The organism is Mycobacterium persicum (genome assembly GCF_002086915.1).
Classification (GTDB): domain Bacteria; phylum Actinomycetota; class Actinomycetes; order Mycobacteriales; family Mycobacteriaceae; genus Mycobacterium; species Mycobacterium persicum.
The window spans coordinates 5,414,653-5,438,588 of record NZ_MWQA01000001.1; the positions used below are offsets into that span (position 1 = coordinate 5,414,653).

The following is a 23,936-nucleotide window of genomic DNA, read 5'->3' on the forward strand; positions in this document are numbered from 1 at the left end:
GGCGGTGGCCGTCCGGGCCAGCGCGGCGGCGCGGCCGGCGCGTTCGGCCGTCCGGGCGGCGCACCCCGGCGTGGCCGCAAGTCCAAGCGGCAGAAGCGCCAGGAATATGACTCGATGCAGGCTCCGGTTGTCGGCGGCGTGCGGTTACCGCACGGCAACGGCGAGACGATCCGGCTGGCCCGCGGTGCGTCACTGTCCGACTTTGCCGAGAAGATCGACGCCAACCCGGCCGCGCTGGTGCAGGCGCTGTTCAACCTCGGCGAGATGGTGACCGCCACCCAGTCGGTCGGCGACGAGACGCTCGAGCTGCTGGGTAGCGAGATGAACTACAACGTCCAGGTGGTCAGCCCCGAGGACGAGGACCGCGAGCTCCTGGAGTCGTTTGACCTCTCCTACGGCGAGGACACCGGAGACGAGACCGATTTGCAGACTCGGCCGCCGGTGGTGACCGTGATGGGCCACGTCGACCACGGTAAGACCCGGCTGCTGGACACCATCCGTAAGGCCAATGTCCGTGAGGGCGAGGCCGGCGGCATCACCCAGCACATCGGGGCCTACCAGGTGGGCGTCGACCTCGACGGCAGTGAGCGGCTGATCACATTCATCGACACCCCGGGTCACGAGGCGTTCACCGCCATGCGTGCCCGCGGCGCCAAAGCCACCGACATCGCCATCCTGGTGGTCGCGGCCGACGACGGTGTGATGCCGCAGACGGTTGAGGCCATCAACCACGCGCAGGCCGCCGACGTGCCGATCGTGGTCGCGGTCAACAAGATCGACAAGGAGGGCGCCGACCCGGCCAAGATCCGGGCTCAGCTCACCGAGTACGGCCTGGTTGCCGAGGACTTCGGCGGCGACACCATGTTCGTCGACATCTCGGCCAAGAACGGCACCAACATCGAACAGCTGTTGGAAGCGGTGCTGCTGACCGCCGACGCCGCTTTGGACCTGCGCGCCAACCCCGACATGGAGGCTCAGGGTGTGGCCATCGAGGCGCACCTGGACCGCGGCCGCGGACCGGTGGCCACGGTGCTGGTGCAGCGCGGCACGCTACGGGTTGGCGACTCGGTGGTCGCCGGCGACGCCTACGGCCGGGTCCGCCGAATGGTCGACGAACACGGCGACGACATCGAAGCGGCACTGCCGTCGCGTCCGGTCCAGGTCATCGGCTTCACCTCGGTGCCCGGGGCCGGCGACAACTTCCTGGTCGTCGACGAGGACCGGATCGCGCGCCAGATCGCCGACCGGCGCAGCGCCCGCAAGCGCAATGCCATGGCCGCACGCAGCCGTAAGCGGATCAGCCTGGAGGACCTGGACTCGGCGCTGAAGGAAACCAGCCAGCTCAACCTGATCCTCAAGGGCGACAACGCCGGTACCGTCGAGGCGCTGGAAGAGGCCCTGATGGGTATTCAGGTGGACGACGAGGTGGCGCTGCGCGTCATCGACCGCGGCGTCGGTGGCATCACCGAGACCAACGTCAACCTGGCCTCGGCCTCCGACGCGATCATCATCGGGTTCAATGTGCGCGCCGAGGGCAAGGCCACCGAGTTGGCCAACCGCGAGGGTGTCGAGATCCGCTACTACTCCGTCATCTACCAGGCGATCGACGAAATCGAGCAGGCGCTGCGCGGCATGCTCAAGCCGATCTACGAGGAGGTCGAGCTGGGTCGTGCCGAGATCCGCGCGTTGTTCCGGTCGTCAAAGGTGGGCCTGATCGCCGGTTGCATGATCACTTCGGGTGTGGTGCGCCGCAACGCCAAGGCCCGGCTGTTGCGGGACAATATCGTGGTCGCCGAGAACCTCTCGATCCAGTCGCTGCGGCGGGAAAAGGACGACGTGACCGAGGTTCGCGAGGGCTTCGAGTGCGGTTTGACGCTCGGCTACTCCGACATCAAGGAAGGCGACGTCATCGAGTCCTACGAGCTGGTTCAAAAGGAACGCTCGTGACCGCCGCCGACGATGCAGTGGGGGCACGGCCCCAGAGGGAGGTACCACCCGCGTGCGGGGGCGGCGAGGCGGTGCAATCGTGACGGGCCGCGCGGATGGCTGACCCGGCACGGGCACGCCGACTGGCCAAACGGATCACCACCATCGTTGCGTCGGCGATCGAGTACGAGATCAAGGATCCGCGACTTGCCGGGGTGACGATCACCGACGCCAAGGTGACCGCGGACCTGCACGACGCGACCGTGTACTACACGCTGATGGGCCCCACGCTGGACGACGAGCCGGACTACGCTGCGGCGGCCGCCGCGCTGGAGCGGGCCAAGGGTGTGCTGCGCACCAAGGTCGGAGCCGGTACCGGGGTGCGTTTCACGCCGACCTTGACGTTTACCCGAGACACCACCTCCGACACGGTGCATCGGATGGAGGAGTTGTTGGCGCGCGCCCGCGCCGCCGACGCCGACTTGGCTCGGGTTCGGCAGGGCGCCAAGCCGGCCGGTGACGCCGACCCGTACCGTGATGGCGGGGCTTCCGGGGGATATGGCGATCGGATCGAGGCTGGGGACACCGGTGACCACGACCGATCGAGGGACTGAGCTGGCCGAGGTACCGAGCTGCCCGGGGGTGCGTGTCGATGCCCTCGGCGCCGTCGAGTTGCTGTCGGCCGCCGCCAGCGTCGCGGTCATTGCCCACGTTCATCCCGACGCTGACGCCATCGGCGCCGGATTGGCGCTGGCCTTGGTGTTGGACAAGTGCGGGAAGCAGGTCGAGGTGAGTTTCGCGGCGCCGGCGACACTGCCGGAGTCGCTGGCGTCGTTGCCGGGGTGCCACTTGCTGGTGAACCCGGATGCGATGTGTCGCGATGTCGATTTGGCCGTGACCGTGGACGTCCCGAGTGTCCGGCGGCTCGGCGGGCTGAGCGACCTGGCCGGTCCCGGTCGGGATGTGCTGGTGATCGACCACCACGCATCCAACGATGCGTTCGGCACCGCGAACTTCATCGATTTGTCGGCAGACTCCACCACGATGATGATCGCCGACCTTCTCGACGCCTGGGGCAAGCCGATCGACGTGGACGTCGCTCATTGCATTTACGCCGGATTGACCACGGACACCGGGTCGTTCCGGTGGGCCAGTGCGCGCGGTTATCGACTGGCGGCGCGCCTGGTCGAGATTGGCGTCGACAATGCGGCCGTCAGCCGGATCCTGATGGACACCCACCCGTTCGAGTGGTTGCCGATGCTGTCGCGGGTGCTGGGCTCGGCGCAATTGGTGTCAGGCGCGGTCGGTGGCCGGGGGCTGGTCTACGTGGTCGTCGACAACCGGGAATTCCTCCGGGCGCGTCAGGAAGAAGTGGAGAGCATTGTCGACATCGTGCGCACCACCCAGCAGGCCGAAGTGGCCGCGGTGCTGAAGGAGGTCGAACCACGACAGTGGTCGGTGTCGATGCGGGCCAAGAAGGACATTGACTTGACGTCCGTCGCCGCGCGGTTCGGTGGCGGTGGCCACCAGCTTGCCGCCGGCTATTCGACCAGCGGCTCGATCGACGATGTTGTGGCGTCACTGCTCGCGGCCCTGGGCTAAGCGCGGGCTAACCCCAATACCGTTCAGTTAAGACTACATGGGTGTAGTTTGTAGGGTATGCCTCGTGCGGGTTGGCGCAAGCCTGAGTCGGATCGCCGGTTGTCAGATCTGGTATCGGTGGGGGTGTTGACGCGGGTGTTTCCTGCGGCGCTGGTGGATGAGGTGATCGCGGAGGCGGGCCGCACCCAGCAGCGGCATCGGTCGCTGCCTGCGCGGGTGATGGCGTATTTCGCGATCGCGATGGGCCTGTATGCGGAGGGCTCTTATGAGGATGTGCTGGCCCAGCTCACCGATGGTCTGGCGTGGGCGTCGGGGTGGCGTGAACGCTACCGGTTACCAGGTAAGTCGGCGATCTTTCAGGCCCGTGAGCGGCTGGGGTCAGCACCGCTGGCCAGCTTGTTTTCGCGGGTGGCCCGCCCGTTGGCCGGGCCAACCACGCCGGGAGCGTGGTTGGCCGGGCGGCGACTGGTCGCCATCGACGGAACCTGTCTGGATGTGGCCGACACAGCGGCCAATGATGAGTACTTCGGCCGGCCCGGTGCCAGCAAGGGTGAGAAGGCCGCCTTCCCGCAGGTTCGGGTCGTTGGGGTGGCCGAGTGTGCGACACACGCGGTCTTTGCCGTGCAGATCGGGGCCTACCGCGATTCGGAGTCCAAACTCGCCGAACAACTGCTGGGTACCCTGACCACGGGGATGTTGCTGCTGGCTGATCGCGGGTTCTTCTCGTATGCGTTGTGGCGCAAGGCCTCTGCGACCGGGGCCGATTTGTTGTGGCGGGTACGCACCGGTTGGCGTGCCCCGGAACCGGCCCATGTGCAAGACCTTCCCGACGGTTCCTGGCTGGCTCACCTGCGGGCCAGCGCCGATCGGGCCAGCACCCCGATGCTGGCCCGCGTCATCGACTACACCCTCGACGACGGACGCGACAACCCCACCGTCTACCGGCTTTTGACCACGCTGACCGACCCCGAGCAGGCGCCAGCGGTCGAGCTGGCTGCCGCATACGCCCAGCGCTGGGAGATCGAGAACACCTTCGACGAACTCAAAACCCACCAGCGTGGACCTCGCATCGTGCTGCGCTCCAAATCCCCCGACCTGGTCCAGCAAGAAATCTGGGGACACCTGTGCTGCCACTACGCCATCCGTACCTTGATGACCCAGGCCGCCGAACACGCCGGACATGACCCCGACCGCGTCAGTTTCACTGCCGCACTGAGCATCACGCGTCAATCCGTCGCCCAGCAGGGCGCTTTTCCCCCCGGACCACCCCGAAACGCCTGACCGGCACTGGCGCGCCTTCCTGCGCCGACTGCTCGACCGCCTCAACCCGGCCCGACGCCACCGCGCAGCACCCCGGGTGGTCAAACGCAAAATGTCCAAGTGGCACGTCAAACGCGCCGACTACGCCCACTGGCTCCAACCCGAGCATTCACCAAACATCACCATCCACCGTCTTAACTGAACGGTATTGGGGCTAACACGGGCTAACAATTGTTGAGTGACGCCGGACGGTCACCCGCTCTCGCCCGGCGAATCGCGGCGCTTGCCCTACCGGCGCTGGGTGTGCTGGCCGCCGAGCCCTTGTACCTGCTCTTCGATACCGCCGTGGTGGGTCGGCTCGGGGCGTTGTCGCTCGCGGGTCTGGCGATCGGCAGCCTGGTGCTCGGCATGGTCGGTTCGCAGGCGACGTTTCTGTCTTACGGGACGACCGCGCGCTCGGCGCGCCACTTCGGGGCTGCCGATCGGGCGGCGGCCGTCACCGAGGGCGTGCAGGCGACCTGGTTGGCGGTGGGTCTCGGCGGGTTGACGGTCGTCGTGGTCGAAGCCGCGGCGGTGCCGCTGGTGTCGGTGATCGCCGGGCCCGGCGGCACGGGCATTTCGGGAGCGGCGCTGCCGTGGCTGCGGATCGCGATTCTGGGGGTACCGGCGATTCTGGTTTCGCTCGCCGGAAACGGCTGGATGCGTGGGGTGCAGGACACCATGCGGCCGCTGCGCTATGTGGTCGCCGGTTTCGGGGTATCGGCATTGCTGTGCCCGCTGCTGGTCTACGGCTGGCTGGGTATGCCGCGGCTGGGGTTGTCCGGTTCCGCGGTGGCCAATCTGGTTGGTCAGTGGCTGGCGGCGCTGTTGTTCGGGGGTGCGTTGCTGGCCGAGCGGGTTCCGCTGCGGGTCGATTGGCCGGTGTTGCGCGCACAACTGGTGATGGCTCGTGACCTGATCGTGCGGGGTCTGGCTTTTCAGGTGTGTTTCGTCTCGGCTGCGGCGGTGGCCGCGAGGTTCGGCGCCGCCGCGCTCGCGGCACACCAGGTGGTGCTGCAATTGTGGGGTTTCCTTGCCCTGGTTCTCGATTCGCTGGCCATCGCGGCGCAGGCGCTGGTCGGCGCGGCCCTGGGTGCCGGTGACGTGGCGCATGCGAAGTCGGTGGCCTGGCGGGTGACGGTGTTGTCGCTGCTGGCGGCGGGCGTGCTCGCCGCCGCGTTAGGCTTAGGGGCCCCGCTGCTGCCCTCGCTGTTTACCCATGACCGATCGGTGCTTGCCGCGATCGCGGTGCCGTGGTGGTTCCTGGTAGCCCAATTACCCTTCGCCGGAATTGTTTTCGCTCTTGACGGGGTGTTGCTGGGGGCGGGTGATGCTGCCTTCATGCGCACCGCCACCGTCGTCAGCGCACTGATCGGTTTTCTGCCGCTGACCTGGTTGTCGTTGGTGTATGGCTGGGGGCTGGCGGGTATCTGGTCGGGCCTGGCCACGTTCGTCGCGCTGCGGCTGCTCTTCGTCGGATGGCGGACGATCAGTGGCCGGTGGGCATTGACGGGGACGGTCTGACGCGCCGGAATTGCCGTGATGGCTGTCGTTGGGTCCGTGTATTCAACCGGCCGATACACTGCGCCGGTGACCCCCCGTCTCCCGGACGCGCGTCGATCGCGCCACCGGCCGTGGCGGGATTACGCGCTGTTCCTCGTCCTGGTGGGCCCGAACGTCGGGCTGCTGCTGCTCTTCATCTACCGCCCACTGGCCGACAACATCAGGTTGTCGTTCTTCGACTGGAATGTCTCCGACCCCAAAGCCGACTATGTCGGGTTCTCCAACTACGCCGAGTGGTTCGCCCGCGACGACACCCGCCAGATCGTGCTCAACACGGCAGTGTTCACCACCGCCGCGGTGGTGGGCTCGATGGCGCTGGGGCTGGTGCTGGCCATGCTGCTCGATCAACGGTTGCGTGGCCGGAATCTGGTGCGCTCGATGGTATTCGCGCCCTTCGTGATCTCCGGGGCGGCCGTCGGCCTGGCGGCCCAGTTCGTCTTCGATCCGCACTTTGGTCTGGTACAGGACTTGCTGGCGCGCATCGGAGCAGAAGTGCCCAACTTCTACCAGGATGCGCACTGGGCGATGTTCATGGTGACCGTCACCTATGTCTGGAAGAACCTCGGATACACCTTCGTCATCTATCTGGCGGCGCTGCAAGGGGTGCGCCGAGATCTGTTGGAAGCGGCCGAAATCGATGGCGCCAGCCGGTGGACCACGTTTCGCCGGGTGCTGTTGCCCCAGCTGCGCCCCACCACCTTCTTTTTGTCGATCACCGTGCTGATCAACTCGTTGCAGGTGTTCGACGTGATCAACGTCATGACCCGTGGCGGCCCGCAGGGCACCGGTACCACGACGATGGTCTACCAGGTGTATCTGGAGACGTTCCGCAACTTCCGGGCCGGCTACGGCGCAACCGTCGCCACCATCATGTTCCTGGTGCTGCTGGCCATCACCTATTACCAGGTGCGAGTCATGGATCGGGGGCAGCGGCAGTGACATCACCAGGCCGTCGCGCCGCCGCGCGCTTGCTCGGTTATGCCGCGATGTCGCTGGTCGTGGTAGTGATCGCCGGGCCGTTGGTGTTCGTGTTCTTCACCTCGTTCAAGGACCAGCCCGACATCTATTCGCAGCCCACGACCTGGTGGCCACCGTGCTGGCATCCGCAGAACTACCGAACCGCTACTGAGCAGATTCCGTTCTGGACCTTCCTACGCAACTCGGTGGTCATCACATCGGTGCTGGCGGGGGTGAAGTTCATGCTCGGCGTGCTCAGCGCGTTCGGCTTGGTGTTCGTGCGGTTTCCGGGCAAGAATGTGGTGTTCCTGGTGATCATCGCCGCGCTGATGGTGCCCAACCAGATCACCGTGATCTCCAACTATGCGCTGATCTCACAACTGGGTCTGCGCAACACTTTTCCCGGCATCATCTTGCCGCTGGCCGGTGTCGCTTTCGGAACATTCCTGATGCGCAACCACTTTCTGTCGCTGCCTCCCGAGATCATCGAAGCGGCCAGAATGGATGGCGCGCGCTGGTGGCAACTTCTTGTGCGGGTGGTGTTGCCGATGTCGGGGCCCACCATGGTGGCCTTCGGCATCATTACTGTGGTCAATGAATGGAATGAGTACTTGTGGCCGTTCCTGATGTCTGACGACGAATCGGTGGCGCCCCTGCCGGTGGGGCTGACCTTCCTCCAACAGGCCGAGGGCATCACCAACTGGGGTCCGGTGATGGCGGTGACGCTGCTGGCGATGTTGCCGATCTTGCTGATTTTCATTGTCCTGCAACGCCAAATGATCAAGGGTCTGACGTCAGGTGCGGTCAAGGGTTAGGGTGCCATGGATCCGGTAAGCCGCCGACGGTTCCTCGCGCTGGCAAGTGCCGCCGCCGCGGGAGCGACAGCCGGGTGTGCGGGGATGGGCGGCAGCGGCGGGGTGAAGTCGGGCTCCGGTCCAATCACCTTCTGGTCCTGTCATCCCGGCACATCCACCGCGGTGGAGAAGGAGTTGATCAATCGATTTCAGCGCCGCTTTCCGGACTTGCCGGTCAAGCTGATCGACGCCGGCAAGGACTACGAGGAAGTCGTGCAGAAGTTCAACGCGGCGCTGATCGGAACCGATGTCCCCGATGTCGTGTTGTTGGACGACATCTGGTGGTTCCATTTCGCCCTCAGCGGTGTCATCACCCCGCTTGAAGACCTGTTCGACGAAGTCGGGGTGGACACAATCGACTACGTCGACTCACTGCTGGCCGACTACGAGTTCAACGGCCGACACTATGCCTTGCCGTATGCCCGCTCGACACCGCTGTTCTACTACAACAAGGCGGTATGGAACCGCGTCGGCCTGCCGGACCGTGGGCCGCAAACCTGGCAAGAATTCGACGAGTGGGGTCCCGACCTGCAGCGTGCCGTCACCGCCGGCAACTGGGCACACGGCTGGGCCAACGACACGCTCATCTCCTGGACGTTCCAGGGGCCGAACTGGACATTCGGCGGCGCCTACTCTGACGAGTGGACGCTGAAGTTCACCGACCCGGCCACCATCGCGGCCGGCAACTTTTATCGGGATTCTATCCATCGCAAGGGGTATGCGGCGATCGCCAACGATATCAACAATGAGTTCGCCACCGGCATCGTGGCCTCGGCGCTGGCATCGACCGGCGCCTTAGTCGGCATCACCGCAGCTGCCCGCTTCAATTTCGGCGTGTCGCCACTGCCCACCGGCCCGGGTGGAGCGCCCGGCTGCCCGACCGGCGGGGCCGGGCTGGCGATTCCCACCAAGCTATCCCACGAACGAAAAGTGAACGCGCTCAAGTTCATCGCATTCATCACCAATGCGGCCAACACCGCGTATTTCAGTCAGCGCACTGGTTATCTGCCCGTGCGAAAGTCCGCCGTCGACGACCCGAGCGAGCGGCAATACCTGGCGGCGAACCCCCGCGCCCGAGTGGCGCTGGACCAGCTTCCGCACACCCGCCCGCAAGATTACGCACGCGTTTTCCTGCCCGGCGGAAACCGCATCATCTCGACCGGACTGGAATCCATTGGGCTGAAAGGAGCCGACGTCACGTCAACCTTCGCCGACATCAACCAGCAACTGAAAATCATCCTCGACCGGCAAATCAAGCGAAAGCTACCCGGTCATGGCTGACATCCGGTATTCCGCAGTGACCCATCGGTATCCCGGCGCCGACGTGCCAGCCGTCGTCAACCTGGACCTCGATATTGCCGACGGCGAATTTCTGGTCCTCGTCGGCCCCTCCGGTTGCGGCAAGTCCACAGTCCTTCGGCTACTGGCCGGGCTGGAATCGGTCGAAAGTGGCCAGATCACTATCGGTGGTGTGGACGTGACGCATCTGCCGCCACGGGAACGCGACGTAGCGATGGTTTTTCAGAACTATGCCCTGTACCCGAACATGACCGTGGCCGCCAACATGGGGTTTGCCCTGCGAAACGGCGGGATGTCGCGCGCAGCCACTCGGCAGCGCGTGCTCGAGGTCGCTGACATGCTGGAATTGACTGAGCTGCTTGATCGTAAGCCGTCGAAGCTCTCCGGTGGGCAGCGTCAGCGGGTGGCGATGGGACGGGCGATCGTGCGGCGGCCGCGGGTGTTCTGCATGGACGAACCGCTGTCGAATCTGGATGCCAAGCTGCGGGTGAGCACCAGGTCGCAGATCTCCGGGCTGCAGCGTCAGCTGGGCACCACCACCGTCTACGTCACCCACGACCAGGTGGAGGCGATGACCATGGGTGATCGGGTTGCCGTGCTCAAAGACGGTGTGCTGCAACAGGTCGACGGTCCTCGCACGCTGTACGACGACCCGGTCAACACCTTTGTGGCAACGTTCATCGGGGCCCCGGCGATGAACCTCATCGAGGCCACCGTGAGCAATGGTGCGCTGACGTCGCCCGGGCTGGCGATTCCGGTTCCACGCGGGGCGGTCGGGCGGGTGCTGGTCGGCATCCGGCCGGAGTCCTGGGATGTTGTGCCGGCCGGGACCGCGGGATCGTTGAGTGTTCGGGCCGAGTTGGTGGAGGAGTTGGGGTTCGAATCCTTTGTGTATGCAAGCCCTCTCGAGCAGGAGGGCTGGGCGTCACGTGCGCCGCGGGTCGTGGTCCGCACCGACCGCCACACCGCGGTCGGGGTAGACGACACGCTGGGGATCCTGCCGCGCCCGCAGGAGGTGTGCTTCTTCGACAGCCGGACCGGGACTCGTATCCGCTGAGGATCGACTGCCGCTGGTAGCCGCGACACTGCAACCATGCAGACGACACGCCGGTGGCGGTCGCGGTGGTTTCAGTCTCGATGAACGCAATCCCAGCAGAACCCCGACACAAGCCGAGTCGGGTCCTAGCGCACCTGGGAGCGTCCGCGTTGCAGCACGGCCTCCCGGTTTGCGGCGATGTCGTCGCCGCTGGTGCGAAATTGCCTGGCGGCCATGGCCTCCAGCCACAGTCCGGCGCTGGTGTGGGCGTCGTCGATGCGGTGGTAGGACGCCAGCAGGGCGCGCACCGCGTTCTGGTTGTTGCCGACGATGGACGCCGCGACGCGGCGGGCGGTGGGCAGCAGTTCGTCGTGCGGCACGACCTCGGTAACCAGGCCGGCCCGCAGCGCGTCGGCGGCGGAAAGGTAGTCGCCGGTAAGGCTCATCCGGCGGGCCATACCCACGCCCACCTTCTGTGGTAGCCGCACGCTGAGCCCCCAGGTCGGCAGCAGGCCCACCCGGGCATGAGTGTCGGCGAAGCGGGCGTGCTCCGAGGCGATCAGGATGTCGCAGTAGAGCGCCAGTTCGAGTCCGCCGGTCACCGCCGCGCCGTTGATGGCCCCGATCACCGGCTTGGTCATGGCCGGCCAGCGCGGTGAGATGTCCGGCAATGCCGAATGGCCGCCGAGCTCTTTGAGGTCCAGTCCCGCGCAGAACACCGGATCGGCGCCGGTGAGGATGATGACGTCGACGTCGTCGTCGGCGTCGGCTTCGGACAGCGCCCCGAAGAAGCGGTCCCGCAGCGCCGCCGACAGCGCATTGCGGGACTGGGGGCGGTTAAGGGTCAAGGTGCGGATCCGCTCGTCGGTGTGGATCAGCAGGATGTCGTCGGTCATAGGGCAACCGTAGCCAGTTGCGGGCGTCGGGCTGTACCGCTGCACCCGTAAATGGCCGGGAATGGCTGGGCAATGTACGTCCGATGAACAATTGTCAACCGGCTTGGACGTTCGGTCCGGGGAAAGCTACGCTTCGCTTCAACAGATTAACAAGTGCAAGTAACAACTGTTGTGTACGCAACAGTGTGACTTTGCTCACTGTGTGGGATGGGCGGTGGATCAAGCACCAACACCGATGCCGCCACGTCCTCGCTAAGGAGACGACGCGAATGGATTATGGCGGTTTACCACCGGAAGTCAACTCTGCGCGAATGTATACCGGCCCGGGGTCGGCGTCGATGACTGCCGCGGCATCGGCATGGAGCGCGCTGGCAGCCGAATTGGATTCCGCGGCAGCCGGTTATGAAACGCTGGTCAACCAGCTGGCCGGGGAAGGGTGGTTGGGCCCGGCATCGACGGCGATGGCCGCCGCCGTCGCTCCCTATGTTGTCTGGATGCGGACCACCGCCGCGCACGCCGAGCAGACGGCCATGCAGGCGAGAGCCTCGGCGGCCGCCTACGAGAACGCTTTTGCCGCGATGGTGCCACCGCCAGCGATCCTGGCCAACCGTCTGCAGTTGACCGAGTTGATGCAGTCGAACGTCTACGGTCAGAACACCTCGGCGATAGCGGCCTTGGAAGCCCAGTACGGGCAGATGTGGGCCCAGGACGCCACCGCCATGTACGAGTACGCCGCCGCCACAGGGTCCGCCACCACCCTGACTCCGTTCAAGCAGCCGCCGCACATCGTCAACCCGGCCGGCGCATCCGGCCAAACCGCTGCGGTCACTCAGGCCGCTGCCACCTCGGCCGGCGCCAGCCAGTCAGCCCTTGCCCGTCTCATTTCGGGGATTCCCACGATGTTGCAAGGGCTCGCTACGCCGGTTGCTTCGGCGGTGTCGAGTTCACCGCTGGCGTGGCTGTGGCAGATCCTGTTCGGAACGTCCACATTTCCCACGTCGATCGCGGCGTTGCTGACCGACTTGCAGCCATACGCCAGCTTCCTCTACAACACCGAGGGCTTGCCCTATTTCAGCATCGGTATGGCGAACAACTTTGTTCAGTCGAGCAAGACTTTGGGGTTGCTCGGCGGCGCCACCCAGGCCGCGGCCGCCGCCGGCGGCGCGGCGCAGGGCGGCTTAGCGGGTTTGGGAAGCCTGGTGGGCGGCGGCGGGCAGGTATCGGCCGGTTTGGGCCATGCCGGGTCGATCGGCGGCCGGTTGTCGGTTCCACCCTCGTGGGCGCAGGCCCTGCCGGACGTCGAGTCCATCCCGGCGCGTATGCCGGTCGAAACGTTCAAATTCGCACCCGACGGCGCCGGTGCCGGAAACCTGTTGGGTGGCATGCCGCTCACCGGTCCGGCGGGGCACGGCGCGGCTGGTTCCGGTCCGCGATACGGTGTTCGGCCCACCGTCATGGCGCGTCCGCCGTTTGCCGGATAACACTGATGACTACCGATAAGGCACCGAGCGGCCGAAAACCTGGCCCGCGGGTCAACGCCTGTGCTGTGGCAATTCTGCGGCTGCGGGTCTTGCCCGCGGGTGTCGATCCGCAGTCACGGAGACGCCGATGATGTTCGGCGATTACGGGGCGCTGCCTCCGGAGATCAATTCCGCGCGGATGTATGCGGGTCCAGGTGCGGGATCCATGCTGGCAGCAGCCGCGGCTTGGGATGCGCTGGCAGGTGAGTTGGGCGCGATGGCGTCGGGTTACTCGTCGGTGATCTCCGAACTGACCGGCACGGCATGGATTGGTCCGGCGGCGGCTTCGATGATCGCCGCTGCCGCCCCGTATGTGGCATGGCTGAGCGCCACCGCAATCCAGGCCGAACACACCGCGAGCCAGGCCAGGGTGGCCGCCGCTGCCTACGAGACTGCCTTCGCCATGACGGTGCCCCCGCCGACGGTTGCCGCCAACCGCGTTTTGCTGCTGACGCTCGTCGCGACGAACTTCTTCGGGCAGAACACGCCGGCGATCGCGGCCACCGAAGCTGAATACGCCGAGATGTGGGCCCAAGACGCAGCCGCGATGTACGGCTATGCCGGTTCGTCGACAACCGCCACCGCGCTGACTCCGTTTAACCCTCCGCCGACGACTACCGGACTGAGCGGACCGCTTCAGCAAACAGCAGCGGTGGCCGAAGTCGCCGCGACATCTGCGGGGACGGCACTATCGGCAAAGTTTGGGGGGCTCGCCTCCAGTCCGGCGATATGGCACGCACTGGCGCGACTGTCGTCGAACACATTGTTCCCGGGATATGCGGCATTCGCACAATGGCTCGAGGCGCTGCTGCCCGACATCACTCCCGCGGAACGGACGGCGCTGGTGCGGCTGGCCGGCTTGAGCTATTTCGGGATGGGGATAGCACAGTTCATTGCCTCGATCGCACAGCAAACGATACCGGGGACCCCCGGCGGCGCCGGCGACTCAGGGTCTTCGGTTCTTGACAGTTGGGGTCCCAAACTTCGCCTAGGGGCGCCGCCGGGCGCCGGGGCGGGCGGGGCGGCAGCGGTGCCCGAACAGTATTGGGAACGCCTCGATCGTCTGGCCAGGCCGGTGTCGGCGGTGCTGGGCAAGGCCGGGTCGATCGGGCCCTTGTCGACACCGAGCAGTTGGGACGCCAGCGTTCGGGCGTTTCACACCGTCCCCTTGGATCAGGAGTTCGACATCATCGGCTCCCTGGCGAACGCGAAGGCGAACGCCTACCTGCAGGGCATGCCGATGACAGCAGCCGGCAAGCACGCCGCCGCGGCTGATCAGCGATACGGATTCCGGTATCGGGTGATGCAGCGCTCCCCGTCTGCCGGGTAGCGGGGGATACCGCGCCCTATCGTTGAGACATGTGCCGAAACATCACCGAATTGCGCGGCCTGGAACCCCCGGCCACGTCTGCGGAGATCGCGGCCGCCGCGCGCCAATATGTGCGCAAGGTCAGCGGTATCACCCGTCCGTCGCCAGCCAATGCCGAAGCGTTCGAAGCCGCGGTTGCTGAAGTGACGGCGACGACGACGCGGCTGCTGGCCGCGTTGCCGGCGCGGCGTCAGCCACCCAAGAGTCTGCCGCCGCTGCGCCGGCCCGAAGTGTTGGCCCGCGTGGCGAGATCCCAGTGACGCCCGCGCTGAAGGAATGGAGTGCGGCCGTGCACGCGCTGCTCGACGGCCGTCAAACCGTGCTGTTGCGCAAGGGCGGTATCGGGGAGAAGCGGTTCGAGGTGGCGGCCGGAGAGTTCTTGTTGTTCCCGACGGTCGCGCACAGCCACGCGCAGCGGGTTCGTCCCGAGCATCGCGACTTGTTGCCGGCCGCGGCCGCCGACAGCACCGATGAGCGACTGGTGGTCCGGGCTGCGGCGAAAGTCGTTGCAGCACTGCAGGTTAACCGGCCTGAGGGGCTGGACGACATTCAGGATCTGCATATCTGGACCGCCGCGTCGATCCGCGCGGACCGGCTCGACTTCCGGCCCAAGCACAAGCTGGCCGTCCTGGTGGTGTCTGCGATGCCGCTTATTGAGCCGGTGCAGGTCACCCGCATCCCCGAGTACGGCGGTTGCACCAGCTGGGTTCAGCTGCCGATTGCGGCGAGTCTGGCGACGCCGGTGCATGACGGTGATGTGCTAGCGGAGGTGGCCGCCCGGGTCCGCGATGCGGTCGGCTGACGGGCCGACGGGTAGTACCAGCCGGGAATTGCTGAAATGCACCGAATGGGTGGCGGGCTTCGTCTGCCGGCCGGACAGCGCCGGTTCGCCGGTGCCGAGATTGGGTGCGTAGCGGGGAAACCAACTGCCGGCGACCAGGACGCGGATACGGGAGCTGGCTTTGAACCGGTGGGCGACGGCGTCGAGTTCGATGCGGACCGTCTCCGGCGCGTCCCCGAGCCGACGGTAGCCGTCGCTGACATTGCGGGATCGGCCGTTGGCGTCGACCTCGCTGACCCGGACGAACACGTCGACGTTGGGGTTGTCCGAGGAGTGCGTCAATTCGACGGCGGGGTTTCCGTAGACGTATAGATCGTCGGCGAGAGGGTTACCGGTGAAGCACAGCACGTCGTCGCGGCGCGCGAGCCGGCTGTCGTTGCGGTAGCCGCCCTTCGACAGCAGCGGACCGCCGGTGATGGGTGTCGGGTCGGTGGGATCGAAGCGGAAAGTCGCCGGTGGCGCGCCGGCCGGCGGCGCCGTCTTGTCGAGGCGGCCGTTCGGCTGCAGGTACAGCGCCTGTTCGGTGGTGGCCGGCGGCCACTGGGGCAGGGAGCGCCAGCCGTGGCGGTTCACGAAGATCCGGACCGCAGCCGCGCGGCGCGGGGCGGGCGCGTTGCCCAGGTGGGCGTCCAGCCAGTCCAACGACTCCCGAGCGCAGGTGGCCAGCCCCTTGCTCATCGTCTGGGTATGGGTCCACGGACCGATGGTCAGCGCCACCTCGACGCCTCGGTTGCGTAGCTGCCGATACTGGTGCAGCGTCTGGTCCAGGAAGATGTCCTGCCACCCGGTCAGCAGCAGGACCGGAACCTCAACACGGTCCAACGCGGCGGGGTAACGCCGTGATTCCCAGAAGGGGTGATCGTGGTCGGCGTTTTCTACCCAGGATTCGAACCAGGGCGCGCCCTCGCCCAGCAGTGTCCGGGCCGCCGAATTCATCGGCAACCCGGCGATGGCACGTTTCACCTTGCGCGGCGCCAGCAGCTGGCGGATCGCGCCTCGCAGCGGCCCCGATTCTTCTTGACGCGAAACCAGATAACTCCAGCCCAAGAAGTCGTTGACGGCAAATGATCCGGTGCTCCACACCGAGGCCCGGAAATCGTGCGGCCCTACGGTGATGACGGCCGCGGCCAGCTCCGGCGGCGGATCGTGCAGCAGCGCCCACTGGGTGAAGCCCAGGTAGGACAGGCCGACGGTGCCGAACCGGCCGGTGAACCACGGTTGGCGCCGCAGCCACTCGACGGTGTCGGCGCCGTCGGCCGCTTCGTTGGCCATCGGTTCGAATTCGCCGGCCGACCCGAAAGTTCCGCGCACGCTTTGCAACACCACGTGATAGCCGCGCGCGGCATAGAGCCCGGCGAACACCAAAGAAAACGGAAGTCCCCGCCCGTAGGGGCCGCGGACCAGCAGCGTGCCGACGGGTTCGGACGTCGTGGGCGCGTAGTGGTCGGCGACCAGGTGAATCCCGTCGCGCATGGGGACGTGCACCCGGCTCACGGTGTAGCGCGTGGTCGCACGCGGCAGACCCAGCAGGGCGCCAACCGCCCCCGGGACGGCGCGGCCGCCTCGCCTGCTCGGGCCGCGCTGCTCGGACCGTGGCGAGGTGGTGCTCACTGTGCGCGACCTAGAACTTGTAATACGGAGCCAGATCGTTGGCCCGTTGCAGGTTGGTGGCCGGGCAGTCGACGTCGGGCTCGGAGTAGACCGTCGAGTAGAACAGCGACTGCTGGATCACCCCATAGCTCGTTTTGAACGTCACCATGCACGAGGAGTACCAGAAGCTGTTGTGGTAGGTCGGCTTGAGCACCCAATACTGCGCGGCGCGGTGGCCGGCGATGGTGGTCTCGATGGCGTCCGCCGGCAGAGTCTGGGCGTAGCTGCGCCAGGTGATGGGCTCGACGGCCAGCTGATAGTTGCCCGCGTCGTAGTGGCACCGCAACCCCTCCTCGGCTTCCGGCGGTGTGTAGGCGAGGCCGAGGCGCTGGACTGCGTCGAAGGGAATGTCGTTGCACGGGTCGAACGGACTCGGATCGGTGGTCGCCACGATGGGGCTCTTCATGGTGGTCGACATCGGTTCTGCAGTTGACCGCAACTCGACACTGCCGTCGGCCGGCGACGCCGAGGCGCCATGCCAGCCCACGGTCCCCGCTACGGCAGCTGTGACCAGCGCACCGAGCGCTCCGGCCAGACGCACCTTGGCGAACACCACACCCCCTGCCTTTGGCGGTCCCTTTGCCGGGAGTGTACAAGTCCTCGCCGCGGCCGTCACAGAGGTTCGCTGAGTTGTGCACCCATGAGGCGCTTGGCATGCTGGGGTCTCCACATGGCATCAGGAGGTTGGGATGTTTCAGCTCAGCCCGGAGGAGTGGATGTCCTCGGCGGTGCACGTGACCGGTCAGGGTGAGGGGTTGGCGACAGCGCATTTGACGTCCGACTATCGGCTTCAGTCGGCGCAGGTGGGCTGGCAAGGCGCCTCGGCGACGGCGCTCGATGCCAAACTGGGCGACTGGTTAGAGGTGTCCAGGGCGCTGCTGACCCGGGTCGGTGACCACGCACGCGGCCTGCACGAGGCCGCTGTCCGGCACGCGGCGGCGGAGGAGGAAAGGGCACATGCGTTAGCGCGGGTCGGCGCTTCAGCCGTCGGTACGACGCGTCAGGTGTGATCGGTGTCCTTGACGGTGGCCGATATCGATCGGTGGAACGCGCAAGCGGTCCGGGAGGTGTTTCACGCCACCAAGTCCCGAGCCGAGGTGACGTTGGACGCGTCCCGTCAGTTGGCGACGTTGTCGATATTTGCGAGCTCCGGCGGCAAGACCGCTGAGGCGGCGGCACACCAAAACGAGGGGCTTCGCCGCGATCTCGACGCCCACGGTTACGAGGCGTTGGCCGTTGCCCGCGCGGCTGACAGGGCCGCGGACGGTATTGTGAAGGTTCAATCGGACCTGGCCGCACTACGCAAAGCCGCCGCGGCCGCCGAGCTGACGGTCGACGCGCTCACCAACAAGGTGGTGCCGGTCCCCGGACTGCGGTATACCGAGGCCGAGTGGGCGCGGATGCTGGCCAAGCAAGCGGAGCTGCAGGCCGAGCTCGATGTGATCGTTGCCGAGGCCAACGCCGTCGACGAGCAATTGGCCTCAGCGGTCAACATGGCTGACGGAGATGCGCCCATCCCGGCGGAGTCCGGTCCGCCGGTCGGTCCCGAAGGCCTGACACCGACACAGCTTGCCAGCGACGCCAACGAGGAGCGGCTGCGCAAGGAGCGCGCCAAGCTGCAAGCCCGTATCGGACAGTTGCAGGGACGATACGACGACCTTGCGGCACAGGCTGCCAGAGATTACAACAACGGCATCCTGAACAGCGACGCGTTGGGCCAGCTTGCCGCCCTTGATGGTCAGCTCAGTGCCGCCAAGGGTCGGCTGGCCGACCTTGACGCCGTCGACCAGGCGCTGAGTCGAGCGCCGGAGACCTACCTCGCCCAGCTGCAGATTCCCGACGACCCGCACCAGCAGGTGCTGGCGGCGGTGGCCGTCGGCAATCCGGATACTGCGGCCAACGTGTCGGTGACCGTGCCCGGGGTGGGCTCCACGCTGCGAAGTACCTTGCCCGGCATGGTCAGCGAAGCCCGTAATCTGCGGTCGGAAGAGATCCGGCAACTCAATGCCGCCGGCAAGCCCGCGTCAGTTGCTGCCATCGCCTGGATGGGCTACACCCCGCCGCCTAACCCGCTCGACACCGGGAGCGCGGGCGATCTGTGGCAGACCATGACCGACGAGCAGGCACGAGCGGGCGCTGCGGACTTATCAAAGTATCTGCAGCAGGTCCGAGCAACCAACCCCAATGGCCACCTGACGGTGTTGGGACACTCCTACGGGTCGCTAACCGCGTCGCTGGCCTTGCAGGACCTCAACGCCCAGGGCGCCCACCCGGTCAACGATGTGGTGTTCTACGGCTCGCCCGGCCTGGAACTGTACAGCCCGGCGCAGCTCGGGCTCGACCACGGGCAGGCCTACGTCATGCAGGCTCCGCACGACCTCATCACAGATCTCGTGGCCCCGGTGGCACCACTGCACGGCTGGGGTCCGGACCCCTACCTGACCCCCGGCCTGACGGAACTTTCGTCACAGGCAGGCTTCGATCGGAGCGGCATTTGGCGTGACGGGGTATATGCCCATGGCGACTATCCTCGCGTCTTCCAAGACGCCGCCGGCCAGCCGCAGCTGCGGATGTCCGGCTACAACTTCGCGGCGATCGCAGCCGGGCTGCCCGGCAACAAGGTGGAGGCGCCGTTGCTTCCGCCGGTTCTGGGCGGTGGCATGCCCGGCGCGCCGGGCCCGGTACCGGAAGGGGGGCACTGATGCGGTGGCCGATGGCGTGGCTGCTGACCGTGGTCTGTGTGATGGTGCTGGGCTGCGGTCGCAGCGGTCATGGGACCGGTAGTGGAGAGGAGGGGCCGTTGAGCCCGGAGAAGGTCGCCGAACTTGAGAACGCATTGCGCGCCAAGCCGGCGCTGGAAGCAGCGAAGGACGAGTACCGGGCTGTGGCGGCCGAAATGGCAAATGCAATCACAGCATTGGTGCCCGGGTTGACATGGAGGACCGACATGGATACCTGGACGGGCTGCGGTGGCGATTATGAATGGACCAGGGCAAAAGCCGCGTATTTCATGGTGGTCTTCAGTGGACCAATCCCGGACGACAAGTGGCCGCAGGCCGTGCAGATCGTCAAAGACCGTGGTAAACAATTCGGCGCCACCAACTTCGGGGTGATGAAAAACAAGCCTGGCGATCACGATGTCTACATCGCGGGCCATGGCGGAGTCGAGTTCAAGCTATCCACTCAGAAGGCGGCGGTGCTCACCGCGCAATCGGACTGCCGCATCAGCCAAACCGATACGCCGAAACCCTCGCCCAGCGCGTAGCGGTTCGGACCGTGGCAAAAGACTAGTGACGCAGGTTCCCAACATGCGATGGCTTGTGGCCTGGCTGGCCGTGGTTTGTGTGATGGTGCTGGGCTGTGGTCGCATCGGTCATGGAACCGGTCGTGGTGAGGAGGGGCCGTTGAGCCCCGAGAAGGTGGCCGAATTGGAGAACCCGCTGCGGGCCAAGCCGCCGCTAGAGGCCGCCAAGGATCAGTACCGGGCCGCGGTGACTCAGATGGCCAATGCGATAACGGCCCTGGTGCCTGGGTTGACTTGGTCGATGGATATGGACAGCTGGAATCACTGTGGAGGCGAATATGTATGGACCGACGCCAAGATGGCGTATTTCATGGCCGGATTCAGCGGACCAATCCCAGACGACAAGTGGCCGCAGGCCGTGCAGATCGTTAAGGACGGGGCAAAACAGTTCGGCGCAACCAACTTTGGTGTCATGAAGGATAAACCGGGAGACCACGACGTGTACATTTCCGGTGCCGGTGGTATCGAATTCAAGCTCGGCACCCAGGTCGCTTCATCGCTCACCGCACAGTCGGACTGCCGCATCAGCCAAACCGATACGCCGAAACCCTCGCCGAGCCCATAGCGGTTCGGACCGTGGCAAAAGACTAGTGACGCAGGTTCCCGACATGCGATGGCTTGTGGCTTGGCTGGCCGTGGTTTGTGTGGTGGCCGTGGGCTGTGGTCGCATCGGTCATGGAACCGGTCGTGGTGAGGAGGGGCCGTTGAGCCCCGAAAAGGTGGCCGAATTGGAGAACCCGCTGCGGGCTAAGCCGCCGCTAGAGGCCGCCAAGGATCAGTACCGGGCCGCGGTGACTCAGATGGCCAACGCGATAACGGCCCTGGTGCCTGGGTTGACTTGGTCGATGGACATGGATACCTGGACTGGCTGCGGCGGTGACTACGAGTGGACCAGGGCCAAAGCGGCCTATTTCATGGTCGGGTTTAGTGGACCAATCCCCGACGACAACTGGCCGCAGGCCGTTCAGATCGTTAAGGACGGGGCAAAACAATTCGGCGTGACCAACTTTGGTGTCATGAAAGACAAGCCGGGTGACCACGACATATACATTTCCGGAGCTGGCGGCATATTCAAGCTCGGCACCCAGGTTGCGTCATCGCTCACCGCGCAATCGGACTGCCGCATCAGCCAGACCGACACGCCCAAACCCACGCCCGCCCCGTAGCGTGCCGCAGCAAAGCGTGTGACGAGGAACAATTCGTCTGCACCACGCCGAATCGTTAGGGTGGTTAACCGTGACACGGCACGAGCAGACCGGCGGCGCACAGCCGACGCTGTGGGCCGTTTCTGACCTGCACACCGGTCACCTGGGCAACAAGCCCGTCGCCGAGTCGCTGCACCCATCGTCGCCGGACGACTGGCTGATCGTCGCCGGCGATGTCGCCGAACGCACCGACGAGATCCGCTGGACACTGGACCTGCTGCGGCGCCGATTCGCCAAGGTGATCTGGGTGCCCGGCAACCACGAGCTGTGGACCACCAACCGCGACCCCGCGCAGATCTTCGGCAAAGCGCGCTATGACTACCTGGTCAATATGTGCGACGAACTGGGCGTCGTGACCCCCGAGCACCCGTTCCCGGTGTGGACCGAACGTGGCGGCCCGGCCACCATCGTCCCGATGTTCCTGCTGTACGACTACTCCTTCCTGCCGCAGGGCGCGACCAGCAAAGCCGAGGGCATGGCTATCGCGAAGCAACGCAATGTGGTGGCCACCGACGAATTCCTGCTCTCACCCGAGCCGTACTCCACCCGGACCGCCTGGTGCCACGAACGGGTCGCCAGCACCCGCGCACGTCTGGAACAGCTCGACTGGATGCAACCGACCGTGCTCGTCAACCACTTTCCCCTGGTGCGCGAGCCCTGCGAAGCGCTGTTTTACCCCGAATTCTCGCTGTGGTGCGGAACCACCAAGACCGCCGACTGGCACACCCGCTACAACGCCGTGTGCTCGGTATACGGCCATCTCCACATTCCCCGCACCACCTGGCACGACGAGGTGCGCTTCGAAGAGGTGTCGGTGGGCTACCCGCGGGAGTGGCGCCGTCGCAAGCCATACAGCTGGCTGCGCCAAGTCCTGCCCGACCCGCAGTACGCGCCGGGTTATCTCAACGACTTCGGCGGTCACTTTGTCATCACTCCCGAGATGCGTGCCCAAGCCGCCCAGTTCCGGGAAAGATTGCGGCAGCGGCAATTACGGCGGTGACGACGAGCATGCTGGTGTCGTCGGTGTTGCCCGGCGGAGTGATCGAGGACCTGGCGTATGCCGAGATGTACTCCGACCCGCCAGGCCTGAGTCCGTTGCCAGACGAGGAACCGTTGATTGCCAAGTCGGTGGACAAGCGGCGCAACGAGTTCATCACCGCCCGCCACTGCGCCCGCGTCGCGCTGCGTGAACTCGGCGTGCCACCGGTACCGATCCTCAAGGGCAACAAGGGACAACCCTGCTGGCCCGACGGTGTCGTCGGCAGTCTGACCCACTGCGCCGGCTATCGGGGTGCGGTGGTGGGGCGCAGCTCCGCGGTGCGTTCGGTGGGCATCGATGCCGAACCGCATGACGTGTTGCCCAACGGCGTGCTGGACGCGATCAGCCTGCCGGTCGAGCGCGTCGAGCTACCGCGCAGCATGCCCGACGAGCTGCGCTGGGACCGAATCCTGTTCTGCGCCAAGGAGGCAACGTACAAAGCGTGGTTCCCGCTGACCGAGAGGTGGTTGGGTTTCGAGGACGCGCACATCACCTTCGACGCCGACCCCTCCGGCTTGACCGGCCGCTTCACGTCCCGCATCCTGATCGACCCGTCGGCGCTATCGGGTCCGCCCCTGACGAGGCTGCGCGGTCGATGGTCGGTCGAGCGTGGCCTGGTGCTGACCGCCATCGTGCTATGAGCCAAAGCCCGACCGGCCCCGGACTTGTGATCGTCGACAAGCCGGCCGGGATGACCAGTCACGACGTGGTGGGGCGGTGCCGCCGAATCTTCGCCACCCGCAGGGTCGGGCATGCGGGGACGCTGGACCCGATGGCCACCGGCGTGCTGGTGATCGGGATCGACCGCGCCACCAAGATCCTCGGCCTGCTGGCCGCGACCTCGAAGTCGTATGCCGCCACCATCCGGCTGGGGCAGACCACGTCCACCGACGACGCCGAAGGCGAACTGCTGCAATCTGTTTCGGCTGCACACCGCACGGATGAGCAGATCACCGCCGCGATCTCCAAGTTCCGCGGCGACATCACCCAGGTGCCGTCGACGGTCAGCGCGATCAAGATCGGTGGCCGTCGTGCCTACCAGCTCGCCCGACAGGGCCATTCGGTTGAGCTCGAGGCACGCCCGGTACGTATCGACCGGTTCAGCGTGACCGCGCGGCGCACCGTTGACGGCGTGGTCGACCTCGACGTGGAGGTCGACTGCTCGTCGGGAACCTACATCCGCGCGTTGGCCCGCGATCTCGGCGATGCACTTCGGGTGGGCGGCCACCTGACATCGTTGCGGCGCACCCGGGTGGGTCGCTTCGGCCTGGAGCAGGCGTGCTCGCTCGACGAGTTGGCGCAGCGTCCGCGGCTGAGTCTGAGTCTCGACGAAGCGTGTCTACTGATGTATCCGCGCCGCGAGCTCACCGCCGAGGAGGCCGAGGCCGCCGCCAACGGCCGGCCCCTCGCGCCGGCCGGCATCGACGGCACATACGCTGCCACCGACGTCGACGGGCGGGTGATTGCGCTGCTGCGCGACGCGGGCTCGCGGACCAAGTCGGTGGTGGTGATCCGCCCGGCAACGTTGTAGGGGTACCCGGGCGGTTATCCATCTGCGGCTAGGTTGCACACTGGG

Annotated in this window: 24 protein-coding genes; 21 read left to right on the forward strand and 3 right to left on the reverse strand. The window is 66.1% G+C overall.

Annotation, left to right across the window (positions count from 1 at the left end; all coding sequences use genetic code 11):
- The 9 genes from infB to B4U45_RS24590 all read left to right on the forward strand — a co-directional run.
- Positions 1-1,947: translation initiation factor IF-2 (gene infB, locus B4U45_RS24550; protein WP_244899391.1), on the forward strand; the 1,947-nt coding region annotated here is incomplete at its 5' end.
- A gap of 95 nt (positions 1,948-2,042) precedes the next feature.
- Positions 2,043-2,540, forward strand: a complete 498-nt coding sequence (gene rbfA, locus B4U45_RS24555) for a 30S ribosome-binding factor RbfA (RefSeq protein ID WP_075549877.1) — start codon at positions 2,043-2,045, stop codon at positions 2,538-2,540.
- Positions 2,515-3,528 carry a DHH family phosphoesterase gene (locus B4U45_RS24560; protein WP_075549876.1) on the forward strand — a complete coding sequence of 338 codons (1,014 nt, stop codon included), beginning with the start codon at positions 2,515-2,517 and terminating at the stop codon, positions 3,526-3,528. The genes rbfA and B4U45_RS24560 overlap by 26 nt, the downstream gene beginning before the upstream one ends.
- A gap of 57 nt (positions 3,529-3,585) precedes the next feature.
- On the forward strand, positions 3,586-4,809 hold the full coding sequence (locus B4U45_RS24565) for an IS4 family transposase (protein ID WP_075545525.1): 1,224 nt from the start codon (positions 3,586-3,588) through the stop codon (positions 4,807-4,809).
- A 213-nt stretch (positions 4,810-5,022) separates the two neighbouring features.
- Positions 5,023-6,351, forward strand: coding sequence for an MATE family efflux transporter (locus tag B4U45_RS24570; RefSeq protein WP_075548977.1), 1,329 nt, complete (start codon positions 5,023-5,025; stop codon positions 6,349-6,351).
- 66 nt (positions 6,352-6,417) lie between these two features.
- The gene (locus tag B4U45_RS24575; protein WP_239988022.1) at positions 6,418-7,329 is read left to right on the forward strand and encodes a carbohydrate ABC transporter permease; all 912 of its coding nucleotides are present in this window, start codon (positions 6,418-6,420) and stop codon (positions 7,327-7,329) included.
- A 47-nt stretch (positions 7,330-7,376) separates the two neighbouring features.
- A complete protein-coding gene (locus tag B4U45_RS24580) occupies positions 7,377-8,162 on the forward strand; it encodes a carbohydrate ABC transporter permease (protein WP_075548985.1) in 786 nt (261 codons plus the stop codon).
- Positions 8,163-8,168: 6 nt separating this feature from the next.
- Positions 8,169-9,482, forward strand: coding sequence for an ABC transporter substrate-binding protein (locus B4U45_RS24585; protein WP_075548976.1), 1,314 nt, complete (start codon positions 8,169-8,171; stop codon positions 9,480-9,482).
- The gene (locus B4U45_RS24590) at positions 9,475-10,557 is read left to right on the forward strand and encodes an ABC transporter ATP-binding protein (RefSeq protein ID WP_075548975.1); all 1,083 of its coding nucleotides are present in this window, start codon (positions 9,475-9,477) and stop codon (positions 10,555-10,557) included. The genes B4U45_RS24585 and B4U45_RS24590 overlap by 8 nt, the downstream gene beginning before the upstream one ends.
- 125 nt (positions 10,558-10,682) lie before the next feature.
- Here B4U45_RS24590 and B4U45_RS24595 read toward each other — a convergent pair whose 3' ends face one another.
- Positions 10,683-11,432, reverse strand: coding sequence for an enoyl-CoA hydratase (locus tag B4U45_RS24595; RefSeq protein ID WP_075548974.1), 750 nt, complete (start codon positions 11,430-11,432; stop codon positions 10,683-10,685).
- Between the two features lie 269 nt (positions 11,433-11,701).
- Between B4U45_RS24595 and B4U45_RS24600 the strand changes: the two genes are divergently transcribed.
- The 4 genes from B4U45_RS24600 (at position 11,702) to B4U45_RS24615 (ending at position 15,123) form a co-directional block, all read left to right on the forward strand.
- Entirely contained in the window at positions 11,702-12,913 is a 1,212-nt protein-coding gene (locus B4U45_RS24600; protein WP_075548973.1) for a PPE family protein, read from the forward strand.
- Between the two features lie 127 nt (positions 12,914-13,040).
- A complete protein-coding gene (locus B4U45_RS24605) occupies positions 13,041-14,282 on the forward strand; it encodes a PPE family protein (RefSeq protein WP_082275596.1) in 1,242 nt (413 codons plus the stop codon).
- Between the two features lie 29 nt (positions 14,283-14,311).
- Positions 14,312-14,581, forward strand: a complete 270-nt coding sequence (locus B4U45_RS24610; RefSeq protein ID WP_075548972.1) for a DUF2277 family protein — start codon at positions 14,312-14,314, stop codon at positions 14,579-14,581.
- Positions 14,578-15,123: a DUF1802 family protein gene (locus B4U45_RS24615; RefSeq protein ID WP_075548971.1), complete on the forward strand. Its 546-nt coding sequence runs from the start codon at positions 14,578-14,580 to the stop codon at positions 15,121-15,123. The genes B4U45_RS24610 and B4U45_RS24615 overlap by 4 nt, the downstream gene beginning before the upstream one ends.
- Here B4U45_RS24615 and B4U45_RS24620 read toward each other — a convergent pair.
- Positions 15,082-16,773: a CocE/NonD family hydrolase gene (locus tag B4U45_RS24620; protein ID WP_075548970.1), complete on the reverse strand. Its 1,692-nt coding sequence runs from the start codon at positions 16,771-16,773 to the stop codon at positions 15,082-15,084. The two genes, B4U45_RS24615 and B4U45_RS24620, sit on opposite strands and share 42 nt — an antisense overlap.
- 10 nt (positions 16,774-16,783) lie before the next feature.
- Complete coding sequence (locus B4U45_RS24625; protein ID WP_063466276.1) at positions 16,784-17,365, reverse strand: DUF3558 domain-containing protein; 582 nt, start codon at positions 17,363-17,365, stop codon at positions 16,784-16,786.
- A 136-nt stretch (positions 17,366-17,501) separates the two neighbouring features.
- Here B4U45_RS24625 and B4U45_RS24630 point away from each other — a divergent pair, with 136 nt between their 5' ends.
- The 8 genes from B4U45_RS24630 (at position 17,502) to truB (ending at position 23,891) form a co-directional block, all read left to right on the forward strand.
- On the forward strand, positions 17,502-17,822 hold the full coding sequence (locus B4U45_RS24630; protein WP_075548969.1) for a hypothetical protein: 321 nt from the start codon (positions 17,502-17,504) through the stop codon (positions 17,820-17,822).
- A gap of 3 nt (positions 17,823-17,825) precedes the next feature.
- Entirely contained in the window at positions 17,826-19,514 is a 1,689-nt protein-coding gene (locus B4U45_RS24635) for an alpha/beta hydrolase family protein (protein WP_075548968.1), read from the forward strand.
- Complete coding sequence (locus B4U45_RS24640; RefSeq protein WP_023372438.1) at positions 19,514-20,077, forward strand: LppA family lipoprotein; 564 nt, start codon at positions 19,514-19,516, stop codon at positions 20,075-20,077. The genes B4U45_RS24635 and B4U45_RS24640 overlap by 1 nt, the downstream gene beginning before the upstream one ends.
- Before the next feature lie 43 nt (positions 20,078-20,120).
- Entirely contained in the window at positions 20,121-20,681 is a 561-nt protein-coding gene (locus B4U45_RS24645) for an LppA family lipoprotein (protein ID WP_075548982.1), read from the forward strand.
- Between the two features lie 43 nt (positions 20,682-20,724).
- Positions 20,725-21,282, forward strand: a complete 558-nt coding sequence (locus B4U45_RS24650) for an LppA family lipoprotein (protein WP_075548981.1) — start codon at positions 20,725-20,727, stop codon at positions 21,280-21,282.
- 70 nt (positions 21,283-21,352) lie between these two features.
- Complete coding sequence (locus tag B4U45_RS24655; protein ID WP_075548967.1) at positions 21,353-22,321, forward strand: metallophosphoesterase family protein; 969 nt, start codon at positions 21,353-21,355, stop codon at positions 22,319-22,321.
- Positions 22,318-23,001 (forward strand): 4'-phosphopantetheinyl transferase PptT, encoded by a 684-nt coding sequence (gene pptT, locus B4U45_RS24660; RefSeq protein ID WP_089025211.1) that lies wholly within the window; start codon positions 22,318-22,320, stop codon positions 22,999-23,001. Before B4U45_RS24655 ends, pptT begins: the two co-directional genes overlap by 4 nt.
- Positions 22,998-23,891, forward strand: a complete 894-nt coding sequence (truB, locus tag B4U45_RS24665; protein ID WP_075548965.1) for a tRNA pseudouridine(55) synthase TruB — start codon at positions 22,998-23,000, stop codon at positions 23,889-23,891. Before pptT ends, truB begins: the two co-directional genes overlap by 4 nt.
- Positions 23,892-23,936 lie beyond the last annotated feature (45 nt).